Annotated in this window: 31 protein-coding genes; 28 read left to right on the top strand and 3 right to left on the bottom strand. The window is 33.1% G+C overall.

Annotated features, from left to right (window positions below; all coding sequences use genetic code 11):
• Positions 1 to 123: 123 nt before the first annotated feature.
• Positions 124 to 411: a S1C family serine protease gene (locus J2Z37_RS24670; protein ID WP_209813004.1), complete on the bottom strand. Its 288-nt coding sequence runs from the start codon at positions 409 to 411 to the stop codon at positions 124 to 126.
• 201 nt (positions 412 to 612) lie between these two features.
• On the opposite strand from J2Z37_RS24670, the gene J2Z37_RS24665 reads away from it, so the two are divergent.
• Positions 613 to 1,425, top strand: a complete 813-nt coding sequence (locus J2Z37_RS24665) for a helix-turn-helix domain-containing protein (protein ID WP_209813003.1) — start codon at positions 613 to 615, stop codon at positions 1,423 to 1,425.
• Here the strand turns inward: J2Z37_RS24665 and J2Z37_RS24660 are convergent.
• Positions 1,407 to 1,631, bottom strand: a complete 225-nt coding sequence (locus J2Z37_RS24660; protein ID WP_209813002.1) for a transcriptional regulator — start codon at positions 1,629 to 1,631, stop codon at positions 1,407 to 1,409. The genes J2Z37_RS24665 and J2Z37_RS24660 overlap by 19 nt on opposite strands.
• A gap of 337 nt (positions 1,632 to 1,968) precedes the next feature.
• On the opposite strand from J2Z37_RS24660, the gene J2Z37_RS24655 reads away from it, so the two are divergent.
• Entirely contained in the window at positions 1,969 to 3,174 is a 1,206-nt protein-coding gene (locus J2Z37_RS24655; protein WP_209813001.1) for an FtsK/SpoIIIE domain-containing protein, read from the top strand.
• On the top strand, positions 3,128 to 3,802 hold the full coding sequence (locus J2Z37_RS24650) for a replication-relaxation family protein (protein WP_209813000.1): 675 nt from the start codon (positions 3,128 to 3,130) through the stop codon (positions 3,800 to 3,802). Before J2Z37_RS24655 ends, J2Z37_RS24650 begins: the two co-directional genes overlap by 47 nt.
• Positions 3,803 to 3,907: 105 nt before the next feature.
• On the opposite strand, the gene J2Z37_RS24645 is transcribed toward J2Z37_RS24650, so the two are convergent.
• The gene (locus J2Z37_RS24645) at positions 3,908 to 4,069 is read right to left on the bottom strand and encodes a ribbon-helix-helix domain-containing protein (RefSeq protein WP_209812999.1); all 162 of its coding nucleotides are present in this window, start codon (positions 4,067 to 4,069) and stop codon (positions 3,908 to 3,910) included.
• Positions 4,070 to 4,194: 125 nt separating this feature from the next.
• Between J2Z37_RS24645 and J2Z37_RS24640 the strand changes: the two genes are divergently transcribed.
• The 25 genes from J2Z37_RS24640 (at position 4,195) to J2Z37_RS24525 (ending at position 17,549) form a co-directional block, all read left to right on the top strand.
• On the top strand, positions 4,195 to 4,383 hold the full coding sequence (locus J2Z37_RS24640) for a hypothetical protein (RefSeq protein ID WP_209812998.1): 189 nt from the start codon (positions 4,195 to 4,197) through the stop codon (positions 4,381 to 4,383).
• A 91-nt stretch (positions 4,384 to 4,474) separates the two neighbouring features.
• Positions 4,475 to 4,966, top strand: coding sequence for a hypothetical protein (locus tag J2Z37_RS24635; RefSeq protein ID WP_209812997.1), 492 nt, complete (start codon positions 4,475 to 4,477; stop codon positions 4,964 to 4,966).
• Entirely contained in the window at positions 4,947 to 5,249 is a 303-nt protein-coding gene (locus J2Z37_RS24630; RefSeq protein ID WP_209812996.1) for a hypothetical protein, read from the top strand. Before J2Z37_RS24635 ends, J2Z37_RS24630 begins: the two co-directional genes overlap by 20 nt.
• Positions 5,250 to 5,426: 177 nt before the next feature.
• Entirely contained in the window at positions 5,427 to 6,089 is a 663-nt protein-coding gene (locus tag J2Z37_RS24625; protein ID WP_209812995.1) for a helix-turn-helix domain-containing protein, read from the top strand.
• Positions 6,090 to 6,282: 193 nt separating this feature from the next.
• Positions 6,283 to 6,447 (top strand): helix-turn-helix domain-containing protein, encoded by a 165-nt coding sequence (locus J2Z37_RS24620; protein WP_209812994.1) that lies wholly within the window; start codon positions 6,283 to 6,285, stop codon positions 6,445 to 6,447.
• A gap of 324 nt (positions 6,448 to 6,771) precedes the next feature.
• Positions 6,772 to 6,897, top strand: coding sequence for a hypothetical protein (locus tag J2Z37_RS25945; RefSeq protein ID WP_280922269.1), 126 nt, complete (start codon positions 6,772 to 6,774; stop codon positions 6,895 to 6,897).
• Between the two features lie 71 nt (positions 6,898 to 6,968).
• Positions 6,969 to 7,289: a hypothetical protein gene (locus J2Z37_RS24615; RefSeq protein WP_209812993.1), complete on the top strand. Its 321-nt coding sequence runs from the start codon at positions 6,969 to 6,971 to the stop codon at positions 7,287 to 7,289.
• Positions 7,290 to 7,507: 218 nt separating this feature from the next.
• On the top strand, positions 7,508 to 9,526 hold the full coding sequence (locus tag J2Z37_RS24610) for a hypothetical protein (RefSeq protein WP_209812992.1): 2,019 nt from the start codon (positions 7,508 to 7,510) through the stop codon (positions 9,524 to 9,526).
• A 139-nt stretch (positions 9,527 to 9,665) separates the two neighbouring features.
• Positions 9,666 to 10,868 (top strand): hypothetical protein, encoded by a 1,203-nt coding sequence (locus J2Z37_RS24605; protein WP_209812991.1) that lies wholly within the window; start codon positions 9,666 to 9,668, stop codon positions 10,866 to 10,868.
• Between the two features lie 271 nt (positions 10,869 to 11,139).
• Positions 11,140 to 11,361, top strand: coding sequence for a helix-turn-helix domain-containing protein (locus J2Z37_RS24600; protein ID WP_209812990.1), 222 nt, complete (start codon positions 11,140 to 11,142; stop codon positions 11,359 to 11,361).
• A gap of 22 nt (positions 11,362 to 11,383) precedes the next feature.
• Positions 11,384 to 11,614 (top strand): hypothetical protein, encoded by a 231-nt coding sequence (locus J2Z37_RS24595; RefSeq protein ID WP_209812989.1) that lies wholly within the window; start codon positions 11,384 to 11,386, stop codon positions 11,612 to 11,614.
• Between the two features lie 9 nt (positions 11,615 to 11,623).
• Positions 11,624 to 11,890 carry a hypothetical protein gene (locus J2Z37_RS24590; protein WP_209812988.1) on the top strand — a complete coding sequence of 89 codons (267 nt, stop codon included), beginning with the start codon at positions 11,624 to 11,626 and terminating at the stop codon, positions 11,888 to 11,890.
• A gap of 16 nt (positions 11,891 to 11,906) precedes the next feature.
• Entirely contained in the window at positions 11,907 to 12,395 is a 489-nt protein-coding gene (locus tag J2Z37_RS24585; RefSeq protein WP_209812987.1) for a hypothetical protein, read from the top strand.
• A gap of 39 nt (positions 12,396 to 12,434) precedes the next feature.
• Positions 12,435 to 13,043: a hypothetical protein gene (locus J2Z37_RS24580; RefSeq protein ID WP_209812986.1), complete on the top strand. Its 609-nt coding sequence runs from the start codon at positions 12,435 to 12,437 to the stop codon at positions 13,041 to 13,043.
• Positions 13,044 to 13,053: 10 nt separating this feature from the next.
• The gene (locus tag J2Z37_RS24575; RefSeq protein ID WP_209812985.1) at positions 13,054 to 13,263 is read left to right on the top strand and encodes a hypothetical protein; all 210 of its coding nucleotides are present in this window, start codon (positions 13,054 to 13,056) and stop codon (positions 13,261 to 13,263) included.
• Between the two features lie 156 nt (positions 13,264 to 13,419).
• Positions 13,420 to 13,641, top strand: a complete 222-nt coding sequence (locus tag J2Z37_RS24570; RefSeq protein ID WP_209812984.1) for a hypothetical protein — start codon at positions 13,420 to 13,422, stop codon at positions 13,639 to 13,641.
• 6 nt (positions 13,642 to 13,647) lie between these two features.
• Positions 13,648 to 13,818 carry a hypothetical protein gene (locus J2Z37_RS24565; RefSeq protein ID WP_209812983.1) on the top strand — a complete coding sequence of 57 codons (171 nt, stop codon included), beginning with the start codon at positions 13,648 to 13,650 and terminating at the stop codon, positions 13,816 to 13,818.
• 176 nt (positions 13,819 to 13,994) lie between these two features.
• Positions 13,995 to 14,171, top strand: a complete 177-nt coding sequence (locus J2Z37_RS24560) for a hypothetical protein (RefSeq protein ID WP_209812982.1) — start codon at positions 13,995 to 13,997, stop codon at positions 14,169 to 14,171.
• A gap of 151 nt (positions 14,172 to 14,322) precedes the next feature.
• Entirely contained in the window at positions 14,323 to 14,913 is a 591-nt protein-coding gene (locus tag J2Z37_RS24555) for a hypothetical protein (RefSeq protein WP_209812981.1), read from the top strand.
• An 85-nt stretch (positions 14,914 to 14,998) separates the two neighbouring features.
• Positions 14,999 to 15,409, top strand: a complete 411-nt coding sequence (locus J2Z37_RS24550) for a phBC6A51 family helix-turn-helix protein (RefSeq protein ID WP_209812980.1) — start codon at positions 14,999 to 15,001, stop codon at positions 15,407 to 15,409.
• A 127-nt stretch (positions 15,410 to 15,536) separates the two neighbouring features.
• Complete coding sequence (locus J2Z37_RS24545; protein WP_209812979.1) at positions 15,537 to 16,094, top strand: recombinase family protein; 558 nt, start codon at positions 15,537 to 15,539, stop codon at positions 16,092 to 16,094.
• Positions 16,095 to 16,209: 115 nt separating this feature from the next.
• The gene (locus J2Z37_RS24540) at positions 16,210 to 16,452 is read left to right on the top strand and encodes a hypothetical protein (RefSeq protein WP_209812978.1); all 243 of its coding nucleotides are present in this window, start codon (positions 16,210 to 16,212) and stop codon (positions 16,450 to 16,452) included.
• A 5-nt stretch (positions 16,453 to 16,457) separates the two neighbouring features.
• On the top strand, positions 16,458 to 16,601 hold the full coding sequence (locus tag J2Z37_RS24535) for a hypothetical protein (protein WP_209812977.1): 144 nt from the start codon (positions 16,458 to 16,460) through the stop codon (positions 16,599 to 16,601).
• A 23-nt stretch (positions 16,602 to 16,624) separates the two neighbouring features.
• Complete coding sequence (locus J2Z37_RS24530) at positions 16,625 to 16,999, top strand: hypothetical protein (RefSeq protein WP_209812976.1); 375 nt, start codon at positions 16,625 to 16,627, stop codon at positions 16,997 to 16,999.
• Between the two features lie 70 nt (positions 17,000 to 17,069).
• Complete coding sequence (locus J2Z37_RS24525; protein WP_209812975.1) at positions 17,070 to 17,549, top strand: hypothetical protein; 480 nt, start codon at positions 17,070 to 17,072, stop codon at positions 17,547 to 17,549.
• Positions 17,550 to 17,629 lie beyond the last annotated feature (80 nt).

The raw sequence follows: 17,629 nt of genomic DNA, 5'->3' as shown, positions 1-17,629 counted from the left end.
TTTTTTTTTTTCGTGCAAAAAAAAGAGCGGGTTATCTATTCGATAACCTGCTCTTTACTAGATTTTTGATCTTGCATCTTAACTTAATGACATTGACTCCAAGGTCTCTCTTTTTCATTTTTATTAGCGGGCAAGGTATTTGCCAATTCGCTCTTTAATACTGTCGATCCCTACTGCAAAGCCCAACCCCTGGTTATTTTTAATGATAAAAGCATTCATTCCGATGACTTCCCCGTTCAGATTGATCAGCGGTCCACCGCTATTTCCCGGATTAATTGCACAATCAGTCTGAATAATATCTTCATAAATCTTCCCAGAGATCCGCACGGGCCGGTTTTTCGCACTGATAATTCCTTTTGTGACCGTATGGTCGAGTCCCATCGGATTACCCATAGTTACAGATTTGAACATTTATAAAAAGAAGTTCAAATCAAAGCACAAAATTAAGAAAAGCCCAGTCAAGTGTTGGTAGCACTCATAGACTGGACATCTAAAAAAAGAAAATCCCAAATAATTAACTAAAACCATCATATCAAATTATGAGAAAATATCAAGATGGTTTTGTCTTTTTTGGATTGCTTTTCTTCCTGTGCTAACTAAGGGAGAATAAAAATGATACTAAAACTTTATCGTAGTTACGCACAGCAATTTATTGCATTTGATTCTGTCAAACAAATGGACGAACATATTCAACTTTTTATTCTGCGTGCAGGCAAACTGCTCCATAAAAACGCGAAGAAAATATTACATTTATTAGTTGGACATAGCACTAAATATAAGGGGGTTTCATGGTTATCTATTGAAACAATAAGTAAAACCCTATCGCTTCATGAAAATACTGTTAAGAGGGCTTTTAAGCGTCTAAGTGAACTAGGGATAGGACGCTTTGAAATCGTATCTGTTTCAGGTCTTGAGTTAAAGTATTTTGTGCTGAATCGTTTTGAATTTGATGAAAATGTGGTTATTACTCAAGATGAGACAAACCATACAGCCACAAAGGATAATGGCACTTTTTCAACTTCCGAAACAGAAGAAGTAAGAGAAACAATAAATAAAGATCAAGTAATAAATAACGTAAACACGGACACAGACAACTTAGATGCTACATTCACACCTCAGAATGTTCCTAGGCGTTTTGTGGAAGCCGTACAGCCCTATATTAACTCTGCCAAGGTGATTTATGCCCTATGGAATAAAGTCCTAATTTCATACCGTAAATTAAGCCTGAAAACGTCCATAGATGAGTTAATGGACACAATTATTAACGGCATCAAACAATCCATCTTTATGCAAAAAACAGGCAAGTTATGCAAGGATCTTGGGGCTTATTTTTATGGTTTTATGTATCGTGCATTTGCTATTGTGAAACGTCAAGAGGTCAATATAACTCCATCATGGTTTGATGGTTACATATCCCAAAACTGATCGGATTTGACATTCTTTCCGGTGAGTTTTCGAGCAGCAGAAAGTAATGCTTTTATGGTTTTACTTGATGGCATGTAATCATTATCATTACATGCTTTTGAAACAGTGTCTTTGTTGAGTTTTGATATCTCTCTAATACGCTCTTGCTGTATTCCATTTGAATCAAGAAATTTACCAAATTTACTCCTAGGCTTCCAACCAAACATAAACTTAATTACCTCCAGGAATGTATTCATACTAAAAGTGTTGACAAGCCTAGAAAAATATAAACTAGTCTTTCCGAAATTTTTCGGAAATAGGTACAAGCCACTAGGCATAAGATGAGAGTGTAATAGGCAGTGTCAACGGTAGGTGTTAACGTGAAGTGCTATCTTTAGTGTTATTATGACACCATGCGTTTACACTCCTATAATCACTTATGTATCAATCGTTAGAGGTCAAATTTTCATAGTGTTTACGTCATTGAAAAAACACATTTAGGGTTGGAAGGTGGATAATTCTTTTTCTCTTTTTAGTCACCATCGACACGGGAGGAGATTATGGATGGAACCATTGAGTTTTGTAGCTGCTCATGGGTTAAAGATGATAGGTGGATATGTCGTGGGTCATTTGGCATGGAAACTATATCCCAGAAAAGAAAATTTCAAGGAATTGATGCGAATTACATTTATCCGTTCTGGTTTATTTGTTAGGGTGACAAAAGGGAAGTATGTTTATGAGCAAACTCCAAAGTTGATATCATTCAGGCAGGAATCATGGGGATTTACCTTTAAATATCGTTTAATCCCAGGATTGTCACCAAGTCAATTCATAAGTAAATCTGAAGAAATAGGAACAGCATTCAATGGAGAATCAATTATTTATGGGATCGGAAATGAATTAGTTGTTGAAATATTACGCTTGTCTTTACCTGATTTGGAGTATTGGAGTATCGAAAAGATAAAGGATAAAGCTGATGGTATGTCCATTCCAATTCCATTAGGAATTACAAGAAAAGGATTCGAGGTCATTGACTTGGTTAAAGCACCACATGGTATGGTAGGCGGTCAGAGTGGGTCAGGAAAGAGCGTTTTCGTAAGGGGTGTACTTACTACTCTTGCGGTACTTAAGACTCCACAACAGCTTACTATGACGTTAATTGACCTAAAGCATGGTGTTGAGTTGGGAATGTTTAAACACTTACCACACGTCATTGGATTTGCAAGAAAGCCATCCGAGGTCATGGAGGTTTTAGGTAAAGTAAATGCCATGATGGATGAGCGAGGGGAATTATTTGAGAAGGCAGGAGTAAATGAGATTGCTCTATATAATAAATTTCCTGACGTGGAGAAATTACCATATCATTTGGTATTGGTCGATGAATTAGCTGAATTGGATAATAAGGCTTTAGATATTATTGACAGAATAGCGAGGCTTGCCAGATTCACTGGTATACACATGTTGCTTGCTACTCAACGGCCTGATAAAGATGTGATGCCAGGTGGGATTAAAGCAAATATTCCGCTTGCTATAGCTTTTAAGTGTAAGAATGATGTCAACTCTAAAATACTTTTAGATCACGGTGGGGCTGCACATTTACCACCAATTAAAGGTAGGGCAATTGTCCAATATAATGGAGAACGTCAAGCACAATCATTGTTGTTGGAGGAACATATCGCCAAGGCTATTATTCAACCTCTAGAACGTAAGGAGGAGACTAGTGATGGAACTAAAAGAAAAGGAAATCCATCTACTCACTACTATATCTAACCTCAGATTTATGTCCACACAGCAGATCCACTCTATACATGGCTATAATGGAAAATACGGAGCGAATGTTACACGTAGAAAATTAAAATCGTTGGAGGAAACTGGTTATCTAAAGTCGTGGCAGCCATCAAAATATGACCAAAAGGTATTCTATTTAAGCAAAAAAGGGGCAGAGGAAATTGCCTTATTCCACGGAATTGAAAATATGAAAACTGTCACTAAATCAAACACCACTCTACATCAACTAATGGTAACTGAGATATATGTAGGACTTAGGAATTGTAATATAGGTAAAATAAGACGGTTTATTCTAAATCAGCTAGTAGGGGTAGCAATAGCAGATGCCTTCATCGAATATCAAGTAGGTGACAAAAACAAATTAATTTTCCTTGAGGTAGACAGAGCGACAGAAAGAATTTCTATTATTATGGATAAATTAAAGCAGTATCAAGAGGCTTGTGAATCAGGTTGGTGGCAAGTAAAGTTTGGGATTTTTCCAGAAGTATGTTTTGTTACTACGTCAGATACTAGAAAACGTTCATTGTTAAAGTTAAAAGAACAGTGTCAGTTTAGAGTGAATGTAATGACATTAGACGAATTTACTGTAAAACCTGAAAGTATTATTTGATCCTTAGGTTTTACACTCCCAATCCTTTACACCTATAAAAAATGCTTAAATACAGGGCAAAATTTAGCCTAAAATTGATTCTGTTAGGATGACTAAACCCTCCAGTTATTCATTGGAGGGTTCTTTGTCGTTCTTTTCTTGATCCAATACCATACGAATACCTTTCTCGATCAATTCATTAATTCTTACGTCAGTTTTAGCAGCGAGTAACTTTAACTCACGAAACAAATCTTCATCAATAGTAGTATTAAACGCTTTTCGTCCCATTTGTCCGCTCCTAACATTATTTTATAAATTTATTTTAACTTGTTGTTGACAACAAAACAACATTAAATTATTATGTAGTTAACAACATAACAATAAAACAACAAAAACGATATAGGAGGAAAACAATGACCAACCAAACTAAAGTAACTCTATTCCGTTTCAATAAGTCTACAGTAATCAGGGACATAGACAATGTTGCTTCTGTGTTGGAAGAAAAGCAATTTGACAAATTACTGTACATTCTACAAGACCTTGATATTTGGTCACAAAGAAATAACGTTTGTATTGAATTTGAAGGAGGGAGTCGTAAGTGATAATTAGAGTTGGCCTTTGGAATCGGATTCCCAAACATATTCGTTACCGTTGGCTAGTTGCTTTATATTACGAGCAACATGGGAGGAAATAATGAAAAATCAATTACTTTCCCATCTTATCGATCTTGGAGCCATATTTCATCGGAAGTGCAACAATTTTTATCAAGTTGTCGGAGAACCCTATTATGAAACTGAGACAACATATAGCATCGAATGTTTAATTTTAGAAGTAGCTGGATTCAAAAATGATAAAACTTGGGATCGATACTTTAACAAACTTGAAGATGTTTTCAGTGGGAAAATGGAGAAATCGGATTTCCTTAAAAAAATCCAGTCTACAAATTTAGATCCTAAAGATATCTTTTCTAAAATTGTTCGCATAACAAAACATCTCCGCAATAAAGAAAGAAACCTGGAGCAGTTGTTTGAAAGAGAAATCTTATACATGTCCAATATCCAGTGGGAACTAGAGGATATTGCCTTTAACCTTTTAGGGATTACTGAATATCTTGATGAAGTTTTGAATCAATTTTACGATGGGGAGATTGATGTCCAGAAGCTGCTTGAAGAAATTCAAAAATAAATTGGTGGGGGAGAAAAATATGATAAGCGCACAAAAATTTCAAGCTTTGAAAGATCTTGTTAATGATGGTAAAGAAATTCCGGTATTGGTTACTAGTGAACCCTTTGCTGTCAGAGTGATTGATTTGTTGGGTGTAGGTAAAAAGGCATTAGTAATTCACAGATTGATTAAAGAATTGGTAAAAAATGAAGAGGATCTATATGAGTTAATTAAACTTTGGCAATATCGGAATAAAATATTTAATACTTTGATGAAAATGAAGAGAGCAAAGGTAACAGTATAGTCACCATGTGGTGGCTTTTTATTTTTCTTCTTTTACTACAATAAATACTGAATTACATTGTATAAATGCACCTTAATAATTTGTATAAATTACACCAAATATCATTGACACAATTATACTATCGTGATATTCTATGTTCATAAGGTAATACAAAATAATTATTAGAGGTGCTATGCTATGTCGGTAAGTCTTGAGTTTATCTGCAATTTGTATGAAAAAACATACACTGAGGTTGGTGAGGCAATTGGACGTTCACCACAGGAACTTTCCAACTGGGCTAAACAACGAAGACCTATTCCGAAAGAGAGTTTAGCATCACTTTGTGATTATTTTAAAGTTGACGAAAGGAGCATTGTTGATAATAAAAGGTATTGTAAGAGTCTGAGTAAAGTCGAAGAATTGAATTTGCAAATTGATTTCTGGGTGAAAAAATCAGAAGATGAAGCCGAGGAGTATACAGATTTAGTGTATGACCCAGAGGATGATAAGGAATATGAAGTTGAACGTATATATTTTCCTCATCAAGAAATTATTATGGAACTTAGAAAACAGAAGAGAAAACAGATGTTGTTATATAAGATTGATTTACTTATTCATCGATATGATGAAACTGAGGGTGAACCAAAACTCCTTAATGATATAAAAGGTGATTTTAATACGGAATTATTCGAACGTGTGGAAACGGTTCTCAGAGAAGGTAGTGAAAAAGAAATCAAAGCACTAAATACCCTACTGTATATACTTACTGAATATGGATTTGGAAAACCTAATCCTTTTGAACATCTTGAAGGGGAATTATTCAACGATTTTCTTATTGCTTTAAAGAAACAAGGAATCTAACAGTAACCATTCACACTTTTCCTTCTTGCCATATTGGAGAAAAACAAATATTATCAAAATACCAAAGGAACGTAAAAACCGAAACATCAAATTTAGTCAATCATAATTTGGGGGCAAATTCTTAATATTATCTGTCTGAAAAACGAACATTGGATTGTATTATTTAAACACTTTAAGGAAGGAGTTTTGAAAGGTGAAGTATTTTTATAAAGAAATGATAGTTGAAAAGGGATTAAAGCAACGGTGGATTGCTAAGCAAATCAATGTTGATGAAGGGGATTTATCACGCTTCATCAGAGGGAAGGGAAACCTACCAAAACATAAGGTTCAGATGGTTGAGGATCTTTTATTTGGATAACTAACCAAATTTTCTTGGGATAAGTGAGGGTTTTTGTCTTTACTTTTACAACTACAAATAACACTACTATATTAACGTAGTGTAACAGAATATTTTTATTCATTCTTTTAAAAAGTATTTGATAGTTTAACTTTCACTAGTTTACTAGATTTCAATCACATTCTAAGTTGCTAAACGGTTGACAAACTTTTACCTTGTTTACATTTTAACACCTGTGAATAGGAAAAGCAATAACAAATTTAATTATATACAATCGGTTGAACCCTTGAAATATAAGGGGTGAAGTTGATTTGAAATTATTATATACAAAATGGAGGATTAATCATGGCAAAGATTATCGCACTAGATGAGTATAGATCTACCAGGGACACATTAAAAGACTTCACATTGGACGATTGGGAAAGAGGATATGAAGAAATGGATAAATTGAATACAGTTGAAAATTGGTGACAAATAACCTTCGATGAACCGAAAAAGGGGAGAAGTTGACATAGATAAAATAAAAAAATGGAGGAACTAAGATGGAACAAGCAGACTGGAAAGACATTATTAAGGAAAGAATTGAAGCACACAGTGCAAAGGTTACGGAAATTACTACAATACTGAGAAGTGTAGTTAATCAATTGGGACATTCTCCTTATAACCTTAAAGTTGATGTGAATCTGGTGAACAAACAAAACCCTACATGGGAAGTAACTATTGCAAACAGAACAGAGAGTTTTAATTATAAGGACTTTAAAACTGAAATAATTCCACCAATGGGTATGGCGGAGACAATTGTAATCACACTTGAAGAAGCAGTTCAAGGAGCAATTTTAGATAAATTTAAGTGGGAATTGTAGTACATAACGAGTGAGGAGGGGGCTCCGGCCTCTCTCTGACACAATACAAACAATTAGAGAGGGGATTTATTTTATTTTGCAAGTGGGGAAACGGGGAAAAGAAATAAAGGTAAACATCCATCGTAAATTTCAAGATAAATTTAGCATTGAAAATTACTTAGAGGAACAACTATTAGTTTTACTGAAGAAACAGAAGTAAGAGAGGATGGTCGAATGAATTGAAATTTATGCTAGACCAAATTGAATATAAATCAAAACCTACAGATCCATGGAGTATTAATAGCAGAATACATAATCACGCTGTTGATTTAACTATTGAACAATTAGCAGATGAAGTGATGAAAGGAAAGACGTTTGTTCCTGCATTATTGAAGCAAGGGGCAAGAAGTCAGGCGAATTGGATATCTCAACAAATTATTTGTTTGGATTTTGATAATGAAATTATTGTAGATGGAAATAAAATAAAACAAATTACTATGACAGAGGAAAAAGCGATTGAGGAATTTCAACATGAAGCTGCTTTTATATACACTTCCTTTAACCATAGTAGAGATCATCCTAAATTAAGGGTTGTATTAGTTTTAGATACAGTAATTGACGACAAAGAATTAATGGACAATATCCTGAAATATTTTAAATTAAAATATCCAAGTGCTGATGAAAAATGTTTTGAACGAAGTCGTATGTTCTACGGAGGACGTTCAATTATATGGAGTGACTTTAATAATAAAATTATCTTAGATAGATTACTAGATAACCTTCCATCCATTGTTAAATCAACACCTAATAAATCAAAAGGGGTTTTGTCACCCCAATACTTTAGTAAAGGAGTAATTAGGGGGACTAAACCCTCAATTCATTCGAGTGATGATAAATATAATAAAAGTATACATAACAATAATATAAGTTTAATTATTAATCAATTTGAATATATGGATAGAGTATTAAATTCTAATCCAATTACATTTAATTCTAGAAATGAAGTATATGATTATTTAAAAAGACAAGATTTACATACATATTTAGGAATTGAAAATAAGCATTTTTGTTGTGTATTTCATGAGGAATCTAAACCTTCAGCTAATATCTATATAAATCCAGATACAGGATATTGGCATTATAAATGTCACAGTTCAAGTTGTGGATTTACTGGAACAATTATTCAGGTTACTGAGAGATTAACTAAGCTTACAAATTATAAATCACTCCAATTTCTAATGAATGCTTATAGAATTTCATTGGAGAAAACAGAATGGCAGGAACAACAAGAAAGTTTAATTTGGTCAAATTTAAATATTTTAAATGACCCTGAGTACATAAAAAATACATATCCAGCCTTCTTCTCAATGATGCGAACGGACAATTATTATAATTTATTGAAAGAATTCCATTACATAGCATTAGAAAATTTAAGTTCAATGAATCAAGAAGGTGATGCCCTTTTCTATGCATCTATGGAATACATATTGAAACGTCTATATCCCTTTCATGATTTCGATAATTTTAAATACTTCAAGAAGAAGGATAGTTTAACCAGGACAAATCTATTTACATATTTGAATGTATTGGAAAAGTTGCCATTGGACAAGCTTCCTGATGCCTATAGAGAAAAAGCAGAAGAAGAAGCTAAAAGAAAAGGATTCAAGAATACAATTGGCTTCTATACCATCCCATCATATGATGCAAACAGTCTTCCTGAAACAGAACGATTAGCCAAACAGTTTAAAGAATTACATATGACTGTTAAGAATTTTGATCGTGAAATGTGTTTGAAAACACTTGGTGAAGAGGAAGCAAATCGGGTGTTCCCGACTAGAAAAGGTGAAGAGGTTGCCAAGGTAAATGTTGAAACAGCAAGATTACTGGAAGAAACTGCACTCATGATCATAGAGGCAAAAGGATGGGTAACGGAAGAAGAGATATTTGAATACACAGTTTTAGATATAGATATTGAATACACTATCAAGAAAAATAATAAAGCAATCAAAGATGATCATGTTTTGTCAGAAGAAGAGAAAAAAACATGGGCGAACAACTTCAAGAAAAAACGGTGGAAGAAAATGCTTGGTGGTTTCCTTATAGCGTATGGACTAGAAAGGGTTCGGTTAAATAAAAAATTAAAGACAGATTTAAATATTACATATGAAGATGACGGAATACCAGATAATGCTTTTCCTTTCATAATTAAAAAAGAAGAACAAAAAAATATCTCCGCAATTGCAGTTGCAGAGATCTAAGAAAAATAATTTTAACTAATAATCATTATATACAATGCTGGACTACATATACAAATAAAAATATACAAATTTTATAAATTTAAAGCGTTAATGTGGTAGCGATATATGAAACGTACAAATAAGGGGAGATATATAATAGATGGAAAGTGAACAAAAGTTTCTTAAAGATTACCTAGTTGAATATAAGCACGGCAATAAGGACGTATTTGAGGAATTAATTTATTATACTCAACGTGAAGTATTTGATAATAATACTCAGGAATATTATAAGGTTCCAGATTTGTTGCAGTTTAAAGATATTGCGTTAAATAAACATCTGTATGAACTAGAGAAAAAATATAAAAATAGACTAGATCAATATGAATTAAGATCATTCTTCTTACAGGCCGTGTTAACTGCTTTTGATGAGATTAAAGAGTATGAGGATAAATCCCCAGCTGAAGTATTGAGTTATTGTATAAAGAAAATAAAAACTGGGGTATCATCTGAAGCATCAAAAAAGAATGGATTTGTTCGGGATTCTATGGGATGGACAAAAGAAAAATCACTCGTTAAGTGTATTGATTCAGAGGATACCGGTCAATTTGAGGAAGTATATAATGGGGAAGAATTAACTGTTTCTTTATGGGATGATTATGTAGTGAATGAGGATCGTAAAAAGGAATATACAAATGAAATCCAAGCGTTTTTTGGTTTAATTGATAAGCGATTGCTGCTAAAGAATGAACGACATTATCAGATATTAATTTGTTTGCGTGAAGGATTAACTTATGATGAGATAGCAAAAAAAATAGGCTTAAAGGGTAGTCCTTCAAACCAAATAAAAACAGTTAAAAATGAACTTGTTAAAGAATTCAAACGATACATAGAAACTAAAAATCAATTACATGGCTTTCCTTTAGATATGAAGATTATACAATTCCTGAATACATATCGCTATATTAAAACATACTCTAACAGCACTGTCGAAGAAGAATTTGCTTTTGTTTATGACTTTATCAAGGAGCATTACAGCAAAGAGGAAAATGAAATCAATTGGCAACAACTAATGAAAAATGTGGTAGACGATTCGTATTCAATCTATAAGATCTTGTCCGATCACTGCCACGGTGGAACGATGAACACCATAAATAAGATGTTGCAGGATGAATCCTTTACACCTGATAAAGCATATGTATTAGTGGATGGGAAAAAGAAGTATCAGAGACCCGAAACGAGAAGTAATATAGTACATCATGTTATCAAGGCATTTGAGGCTTACACAGGGCAAGTTGAGATACCAAACAATGATATGATCGAGTACATATTCAGGAGAAAAGAAAAGGAACAGGATGTTGTATAAGGGGTCAATAGACCTCTCTTTTTTTGGGGATTTATTTAAAATAATTATTAATTAATAACTTTTACATTTAATTATGAGAATTTTAGTTTTGTATGTAGTTATAGAAGTATAAGGAATTAATCCTAGTCCTTTTAATTTCTTAATGTCTAACGAGAATCTTTATTAATGTTCATGGCAGCCAAAGCAGAAGGGTTGTCTGACTTTTTTTGTATATTACTTAACTAAATAAGTTAACAAGTTAAATAAAAGTATTAAAAAGGAGGGAGTTGAGATGAGTCCTACAAATGATCGTGAATATTATTGGATGCTTCGTAAAAGGAAGAAAATAAAGTTGCGTGAAATTGCTGCTTTTATTGGTGTGACGGTTTCTCATTTGAGCATGTACGAGAACGAAAAATCCAATCTTTCACCGGAGCGTGAACAAGCGTACCGGAAATATATAAGTGATAATAACAATACTAAGAGTATTTATTTCAAAATTGACTTGGTTTAATTTGTGAGAGGGGTAATTAATTATGGAACTTGAACAAGTGAAAACAGATAAACCTAAACGTAAGAAGTTAAGTTTTTCAGAGGATGAACTTCGAGATATTCTTTATCAGGAGTCAAAAAGGGCTGGTGACCAGTTATATAGAGGCTTAAAATTCGGGTTGATTAAGTACGTCCTAAATGAATTAGCAGAAATTAAAATGAATCAGCAATACATTGAAAAGAAACTTGATCAGGTCTTAGGGGAACGAAAGTAGGGGTTGTAGATGAAATGGACAGAATTAGAATTTGAACGGCTGTATAAAGAACTGGTTGACGAATTTAATATTTGTTTAGAGGATTCCGTTAAACAAATGGAGTTAATGAGTGACTTTGAAGCGAGAAATAATGCTGCAACTGTCAAAGATCGAATTGATTTATATATTAAAGTGTTGAATGGCTATAAGGCCGGATTGGATTATTATATTGACATGCGAGAGAATGACGCTAATTTATTGAATCGGATTTATCAAAGAGATATGCGATTGATGTAGAAATGGGGGAGTAAATTTGAAGCGATTATATATTTGCTTTCCGTCAGAGGATATTGAACCGGAAGATATTCATATTATATGGGCTAAGGATGAAGATGAATGCCTGGATCTATTGGCTGATAATCAAAAGGATGACTACCTTCTACAAGAATATATCTTAGACCGTGCAATCAATATGAGTTTGGCTGAAAGCTTTTATTCCTATTGTGGAAAGTGGATTTTTGATTCGCATATGGAACGATGTGGTTGTTTACTCCCAGAGATTGAATGCATATTTGAGGATGATGAGGAAATCGGTGAATGGATCGAAGAATTATTTGAATCAAATGTGAGGGAGTTCTTTCCTGAAAAGTTGGCTGATGCATATTTACATTACTATTACAACGAGTATCTTGACGAACCGGAATACTTCGATGAGATTTGTTTTCACGTTGCAAGAAGTAGTGACTGGTGTTCCTGGGTAGTAAGTGAAATTGAATTACCTGATAATGTGGCTGCTATGTAAGCAGTTTTTTTTATTTATGGGAAAAATGGGGGAAATAATATGAAAATCCTTTCGAATTTTAATTTGGAATTATTACATAATAAATTTGATAGTTATGTGGGTAAATATTCAAATCCCGAAGAGGCTATAATGTCTGCAATTAATGGAATCGATGTTGAATTATTTGGTGTTAGAAGATATGACAAGTTAACCGGGGAATTAATTTTTGAAAATCTTGATACTGGGATAACTAAAGCCGAATGTTGTTTTGGCAATCAATATATTGGGGAGTTGTTCCAGGATTACATAGATCGAGAAACAGTTAAACCTGATAACGATTTTATTCTATCCGTTAAAAATGAAGCAAAGATACATATTATTAATAATTTGAAGCGGATTTTTAAAGAACAGATTGGATTAACTAGATTAAAAGTTAAACCTGAAGGTTGGCAAAAAGAGAGAGTAGCAAAGTACACCATTAGAAATCACATTGAATTAGAAAGGTTTATTCACCGTACAATTAACATTGCACATGAGGAATGCTGGATTGTAAATGAAGATAAAGAAATGATGGAACTTGGAAAGATCCATGAAACATATTACGGGGCTATGAATTGGCATGACATTATATTTGAAGCCCAAACAAGGTCATTTAGAAGGTCTGCATAGGAGGAATAAAATGGACAACATTACTGAAGCGTATAGACAAGATTTCTTAGACATGAAAGCGAAGTTTGAAATCACAGAAGAATTATTACATGTTATCCTTGGTTACTTTGAATCAGACTTAGAAAAACAGAAAATGAAAGAGTATTTAAGTGATCAATTGGATCTACAGAATAAGCGGCATGTAGATATTTACTACAAAATAATGGACAGGTTGTATTAGGAATATGAGTTATTTTCATTGCAAAAGATGCCAAGCTAATTGGACATATGAAGATATTTGGGATGAGGAATTTGGTTGCTGGTGTAAAGGATATCCCGAAGATTGGATTTTAGTTGATGGTGAAATAGTGAATTGGCTTGATGAGGAGGATTAAGAATGAGTAAATATATAGTTCAAAGAAGGGCGAAGAATAGTATTTTTCTTGATAATAGATATTGGATGGATCACAGTGAAAAAAGTTCATTAGAAGATGCTCTTGAGCAATCAAGAATTTTGTTGGATTGCAATGGTATATTACCACAGGACGTTCGAATTATTAAAGCGGCTATTAAATTTAATCCTTCATACGATATAGTTGCTGTTTTAGATGGAGAGTGATTAAAAGTGAAAGCCATTGTCAAATTAAATGATGGAAGCATACACGAAATCAATTATCAGGAACTAATTGCAAGGTCGATACTTTTCAATGTAGAAGAGGCTCTGCTTTTCTATGAGGGTGAAGGTTATGAAGATGATTGGGTAGACGAGATTAAGGAAATTAGGATTATTTATTAGATGGAGGATATGTGAATGTTAATAACCATAATTTCATTTCTATTAGTAATGTTTGCTTTTTTAATTGGGGCTTTCGTGGAACAAGAATCATGGAAAAGGGAAATTAAGTATAAATTCGCAACATGTTACGGTGTTACTACACTATTGTTGTTTCTTTTTAGTTTGGGAGGATAAGGATGCAGATTAAAGTGACGATGGATAGTGGGAAAGATTATATTGTGGTAATGCATATAGAGGACTTTGTAAGAATGATGAAAAATCAGATGGGTGTTGTAGTAAATGGATTCGTTAAGGTAAGTGAGGGATTGGTGATTAATCCTAGTCATGTGGCTAGTGTAGAGGTTATTAGATAGTAATATTTTATTTGTTTTATTTTTCTTTTTTGGATTCTGCAAAGTGCTTAGATCCTGTGCAAGTCAGGAAGAGTCCACTAAATTTTAATACAATTGTTACAATTGATATGGTAAACTATCCCTTGAATAATATTGGATTGGGGGTTAGGGTATGAGTGTTTTAGAAAAGGCAGAGAATTTTCTTAGAAATTTTGGAATTGATATACCTGTAGTAGAAATGACACAAATTGATTTAGGGGTAGCAAGATATGATTGCTTAAACAATAAATTTGAAATCAATTTGCACATTATTGAATTTGAAGCAGAAAAAATGGAAATGAGTTTAAATGACTATATAAAAATCCTAATGTGTCATGAAATAGGACATTATTTAGATAACAATGTTGTGGATAGAACTAATATGTATTTACAATTTCTTGAAGATGTTAAAAAAGGAAATCACAGTTATCAAGCGGAATATGATATGAGTCAAGTTATTTGCGATTCGGAAATTATTGCTTGGGAGAATGGACGAAAATTCGTTCCTGAAGAGTTACTAGAGAAGTATGAAGAGATGAATATAAAAAATTATGATAGTGCAAAATTTAGGATTCATTTTAATGTATTGCAGTATAAACATATTAGTGAAAAAGAAAAATTACTTAAAGACTTGGTTAAACTTCAAAATAACATAGTAGGAAAAGATATTGAAATCGATAATTTACAGTTTGAATTAGCACGAGAGCGGCTGAAACAAATATAACACCCGTATTAGTGACGGGTGTTTTTATTTTGATTTTATTAAACGTTTGTTTAAATTTATGTGCAAATGTCAGGAGGTGGAGAAGATGGAATTATTACCACAAAATCAACAGATTGCTGCTCAATTATTAGCTAGTGGAGCTATGGAAAAACAAGAGATTGCAAAGGCTGTGGGTGTGAGTAGAGGAACAATTTATAATTGGGAAAAACAAGAACAATTCATGGAAGAAGTGAACAGGCTTAAGCATGAAATAAAAGTTTTTGGAATGGATATGATTGCAGGTAAATTGGCTGAAGCTGTTCAGGATTATTGGAGGCTAATCCAGGAAACTGACAATGATCGAGTAAAAGCAGAGGGTTATCAATACTTTATTAATCGTAACCTTGGTAAGCCAACCACTATGATTGGTATGGATGAGGAAACAGGTAAGGTTAATAAGGTTAATGAGGATGTACTTGAAGCTGAATTTGAAGAGTGGGGAGTAGAAGAGGAATAATTTTTTTGGTCTATCGGTGTCATAACTTAAAAGTATTGACACTGTTTTCCAAGTGTAGTAATATCAATATATAAAGTGGTGTCATAACTTAGTGTCATAATTATATATTGATATGGAGGAACTACACATGAAATATGGGTATGCAAGGGTCAGTACTCTTAACCAAGATTTAGAATCTCAAATCCAAGCATTAGAGAGTGAAGGATGTAATAAGATTTATTCTGAGAAACTTACTGGAACTAAATCAGATCGTCCACAATTCCAAGAATTACTTTCTAAATTGGAAACTGGTGATACCCTTGTAATTACCAAATTGGATCGCTTTGCACGTTCAAGTGAAGATGCAATAAGGATAATCAAATCATTATTTGAAAAGGGGATAAAGGTTCATGTACTTAATATGGGATTAGTGGAGAATACACCAACTGGAAGATTGATTCTAACTATTATGAGTGGCTTTGCTGAATTCGAAAGAGATATGATTGTAGAACGTACTCAGGAAGGTAAGGCTATTGCTAAGCAGCGAGAGGACTTCAGGGAAGGTAGACCAAATAAGTTTAGTAAGAAGCAAATAGAACATGCTCTAGGGCTTTTAAATACTATGTCATATAAACAGGTAGAGGAAATGACAGGTATTAGTAAAAGTACATTAATCAGAGCAAAGAAAAAGGCGATCACTAATTAATGTGATGGTCTTTTTTTATTTTCTACCCCACCCTTTCTGTTTTTAAATCAGACAGGATGCCAGCAACTACCCATACAATTTTTTTTATAAAAATTTCAAGTCTAGGAGTGTTAATATGTACTACCATCATCGCAAAAAAAGATACTTATGGTTATATATTTGCGTCCCTGAGAATGTCTACCATCATAGTCAAGTGGAAATTGTATATGCTGAACATGATAAAGCATGTTTAAGAGAACTTTTCAAAAGAACTAACGATGAAAGCATTAAATGGAAACTTAAAATGGTTGCACTAAAAGGTGAATACAACAAAGTTGAAGATCCTGAACAGGCATATATCAGAGAAGTAGGAGAGTAGGACACATGGAAATGACTATTAAAATAAAATTAAATCCCGTTACAGGTGAAATAACTTATGAAACAGATGATAACCTAAGTTATTTTGAATTGTTCGGACTATTAGAAAGTGTAAAATTTATGCTACTGAATGATATGAATGATAATTAAATACTAAATAGGGGGAAATGAATATGAGTAGTTACGGACATGGAACAAATCAGGAGCATTTACCTTGGAATCCTGAACCTGTTAATTTTGAAAAAGAATATAATCTTCTAAAACAAGAAGTAGAATTATTGAAAAAGGCATATTTAAAAGAAGAATATGTAGAAGGAATTACAAGTAATGGGAATATGGATGCTAATCAATTTTATAAAGAGGCATATGAAGAAGATCGAAGATATATTATGGACTTGGAATATAAAAATCGATTAAAAGATAGTTATGTGTGGTTAGATATTATTCAACATGAATTGGAAGAAGATTATGCAATGGACAATAAAATTTTAGCTGTAGTTTTTGCAAAGTCATTAATCAGAGAAAAAATTACTGGAATTGCAGAATAATGACATGAATGAAATTTGGCGTTTAGGGTGTCAAATATGCACTATTTTTATGATTTACAAATGAAAGTAGGTGATAACGATTGCAACAGATATTATAAATACAAAAGAGAATCGTCAACTCCTCTATAAATATCTCTCCAAATTCTTCAATCCTGAAAAGGCTCAATCCTTAATCAAAGAACATAATCAAAAAGGTACTCTATGGACTCATGGAGGGTTAGCTTATTCACTCGGTAAACGTAGCATTGAATTCTTCTCGATGTATTTCCTTCAAGATACATTTGTTCCGAAACCAGATAATCAGGCTAGAAATTTATCACCTACTCACTATGAGGTATGGGAGTTATTAGAACAATGTCTAATCAAAGATGAGTTTGATAAAGTGGTGCTTTGTCTACCAAGGGGTTTTGCTAAGTCGACTATAGTTACCTATGCCACAGTTATTCACCAGGGAGTTTATAATACTCCAATTGGATTTTATCAGATGGTTATAGGTAAGACAGAAGCAGATGCCCAACAATTCATTTTTGATGTGAGGTATGAATGCTAGTTTAATAGTAGGCCATTATTAAGCAAAACGCTGAGAAAAAAGTAGACCACCTTATACCAAAACTTCTGTAAAATCAGTTT

This window comes from Ammoniphilus resinae, from assembly GCF_017873965.1.
In the GTDB taxonomy this organism is placed as follows: Bacteria; Bacillota; Bacilli; order Aneurinibacillales; family RAOX-1; genus Ammoniphilus_A; species Ammoniphilus_A resinae.
The sequence above is the reverse complement of the archived record's forward strand: the minus strand, read 5'-3'. Positions and strand labels throughout refer to the sequence as shown.

Bases quoted from the DNA above. Each gene is read 5' to 3' on its own strand.
- J2Z37_RS24670 (WP_209813004.1), bottom strand. From the start codon at position 411: ATGTTCAAATCTGTAACTATGGGTAATCCGATGGGACTCGACCATACG.
- J2Z37_RS24665 (WP_209813003.1), top strand. From the start codon at position 613: ATGATACTAAAACTTTATCGTAGTTACGCACAGCAATTTATTGCATTT.
- J2Z37_RS24660 (WP_209813002.1), bottom strand. From the start codon at position 1,631: ATGTTTGGTTGGAAGCCTAGGAGTAAATTTGGTAAATTTCTTGATTCA.
- J2Z37_RS24655 (WP_209813001.1), top strand. From the start codon at position 1,969: ATGGAACCATTGAGTTTTGTAGCTGCTCATGGGTTAAAGATGATAGGT.
- J2Z37_RS24650 (WP_209813000.1), top strand. From the start codon at position 3,128: ATGGAACTAAAAGAAAAGGAAATCCATCTACTCACTACTATATCTAAC.
- J2Z37_RS24645 (WP_209812999.1), bottom strand. From the start codon at position 4,069: ATGGGACGAAAAGCGTTTAATACTACTATTGATGAAGATTTGTTTCGT.
- J2Z37_RS24640 (WP_209812998.1), top strand. From the start codon at position 4,195: ATGACCAACCAAACTAAAGTAACTCTATTCCGTTTCAATAAGTCTACA.
- J2Z37_RS24635 (WP_209812997.1), top strand. From the start codon at position 4,475: ATGAAAAATCAATTACTTTCCCATCTTATCGATCTTGGAGCCATATTT.
- J2Z37_RS24625 (WP_209812995.1), top strand. From the start codon at position 5,427: ATGTCGGTAAGTCTTGAGTTTATCTGCAATTTGTATGAAAAAACATAC.
- J2Z37_RS25945 (WP_280922269.1), top strand. From the start codon at position 6,772: ATGGCAAAGATTATCGCACTAGATGAGTATAGATCTACCAGGGACACA.
- J2Z37_RS24615 (WP_209812993.1), top strand. From the start codon at position 6,969: ATGGAACAAGCAGACTGGAAAGACATTATTAAGGAAAGAATTGAAGCA.
- J2Z37_RS24605 (WP_209812991.1), top strand. From the start codon at position 9,666: ATGGAAAGTGAACAAAAGTTTCTTAAAGATTACCTAGTTGAATATAAG.
- J2Z37_RS24600 (WP_209812990.1), top strand. From the start codon at position 11,140: ATGAGTCCTACAAATGATCGTGAATATTATTGGATGCTTCGTAAAAGG.
- J2Z37_RS24595 (WP_209812989.1), top strand. From the start codon at position 11,384: ATGGAACTTGAACAAGTGAAAACAGATAAACCTAAACGTAAGAAGTTA.
- J2Z37_RS24590 (WP_209812988.1), top strand. From the start codon at position 11,624: ATGAAATGGACAGAATTAGAATTTGAACGGCTGTATAAAGAACTGGTT.
- J2Z37_RS24580 (WP_209812986.1), top strand. From the start codon at position 12,435: ATGAAAATCCTTTCGAATTTTAATTTGGAATTATTACATAATAAATTT.
- J2Z37_RS24575 (WP_209812985.1), top strand. From the start codon at position 13,054: ATGGACAACATTACTGAAGCGTATAGACAAGATTTCTTAGACATGAAA.
- J2Z37_RS24570 (WP_209812984.1), top strand. From the start codon at position 13,420: ATGAGTAAATATATAGTTCAAAGAAGGGCGAAGAATAGTATTTTTCTT.
- J2Z37_RS24560 (WP_209812982.1), top strand. From the start codon at position 13,995: ATGCAGATTAAAGTGACGATGGATAGTGGGAAAGATTATATTGTGGTA.
- J2Z37_RS24555 (WP_209812981.1), top strand. From the start codon at position 14,323: ATGAGTGTTTTAGAAAAGGCAGAGAATTTTCTTAGAAATTTTGGAATT.
- J2Z37_RS24550 (WP_209812980.1), top strand. From the start codon at position 14,999: ATGGAATTATTACCACAAAATCAACAGATTGCTGCTCAATTATTAGCT.
- J2Z37_RS24545 (WP_209812979.1), top strand. From the start codon at position 15,537: ATGAAATATGGGTATGCAAGGGTCAGTACTCTTAACCAAGATTTAGAA.
- J2Z37_RS24540 (WP_209812978.1), top strand. From the start codon at position 16,210: ATGTACTACCATCATCGCAAAAAAAGATACTTATGGTTATATATTTGC.
- J2Z37_RS24535 (WP_209812977.1), top strand. From the start codon at position 16,458: ATGGAAATGACTATTAAAATAAAATTAAATCCCGTTACAGGTGAAATA.
- J2Z37_RS24530 (WP_209812976.1), top strand. From the start codon at position 16,625: ATGAGTAGTTACGGACATGGAACAAATCAGGAGCATTTACCTTGGAAT.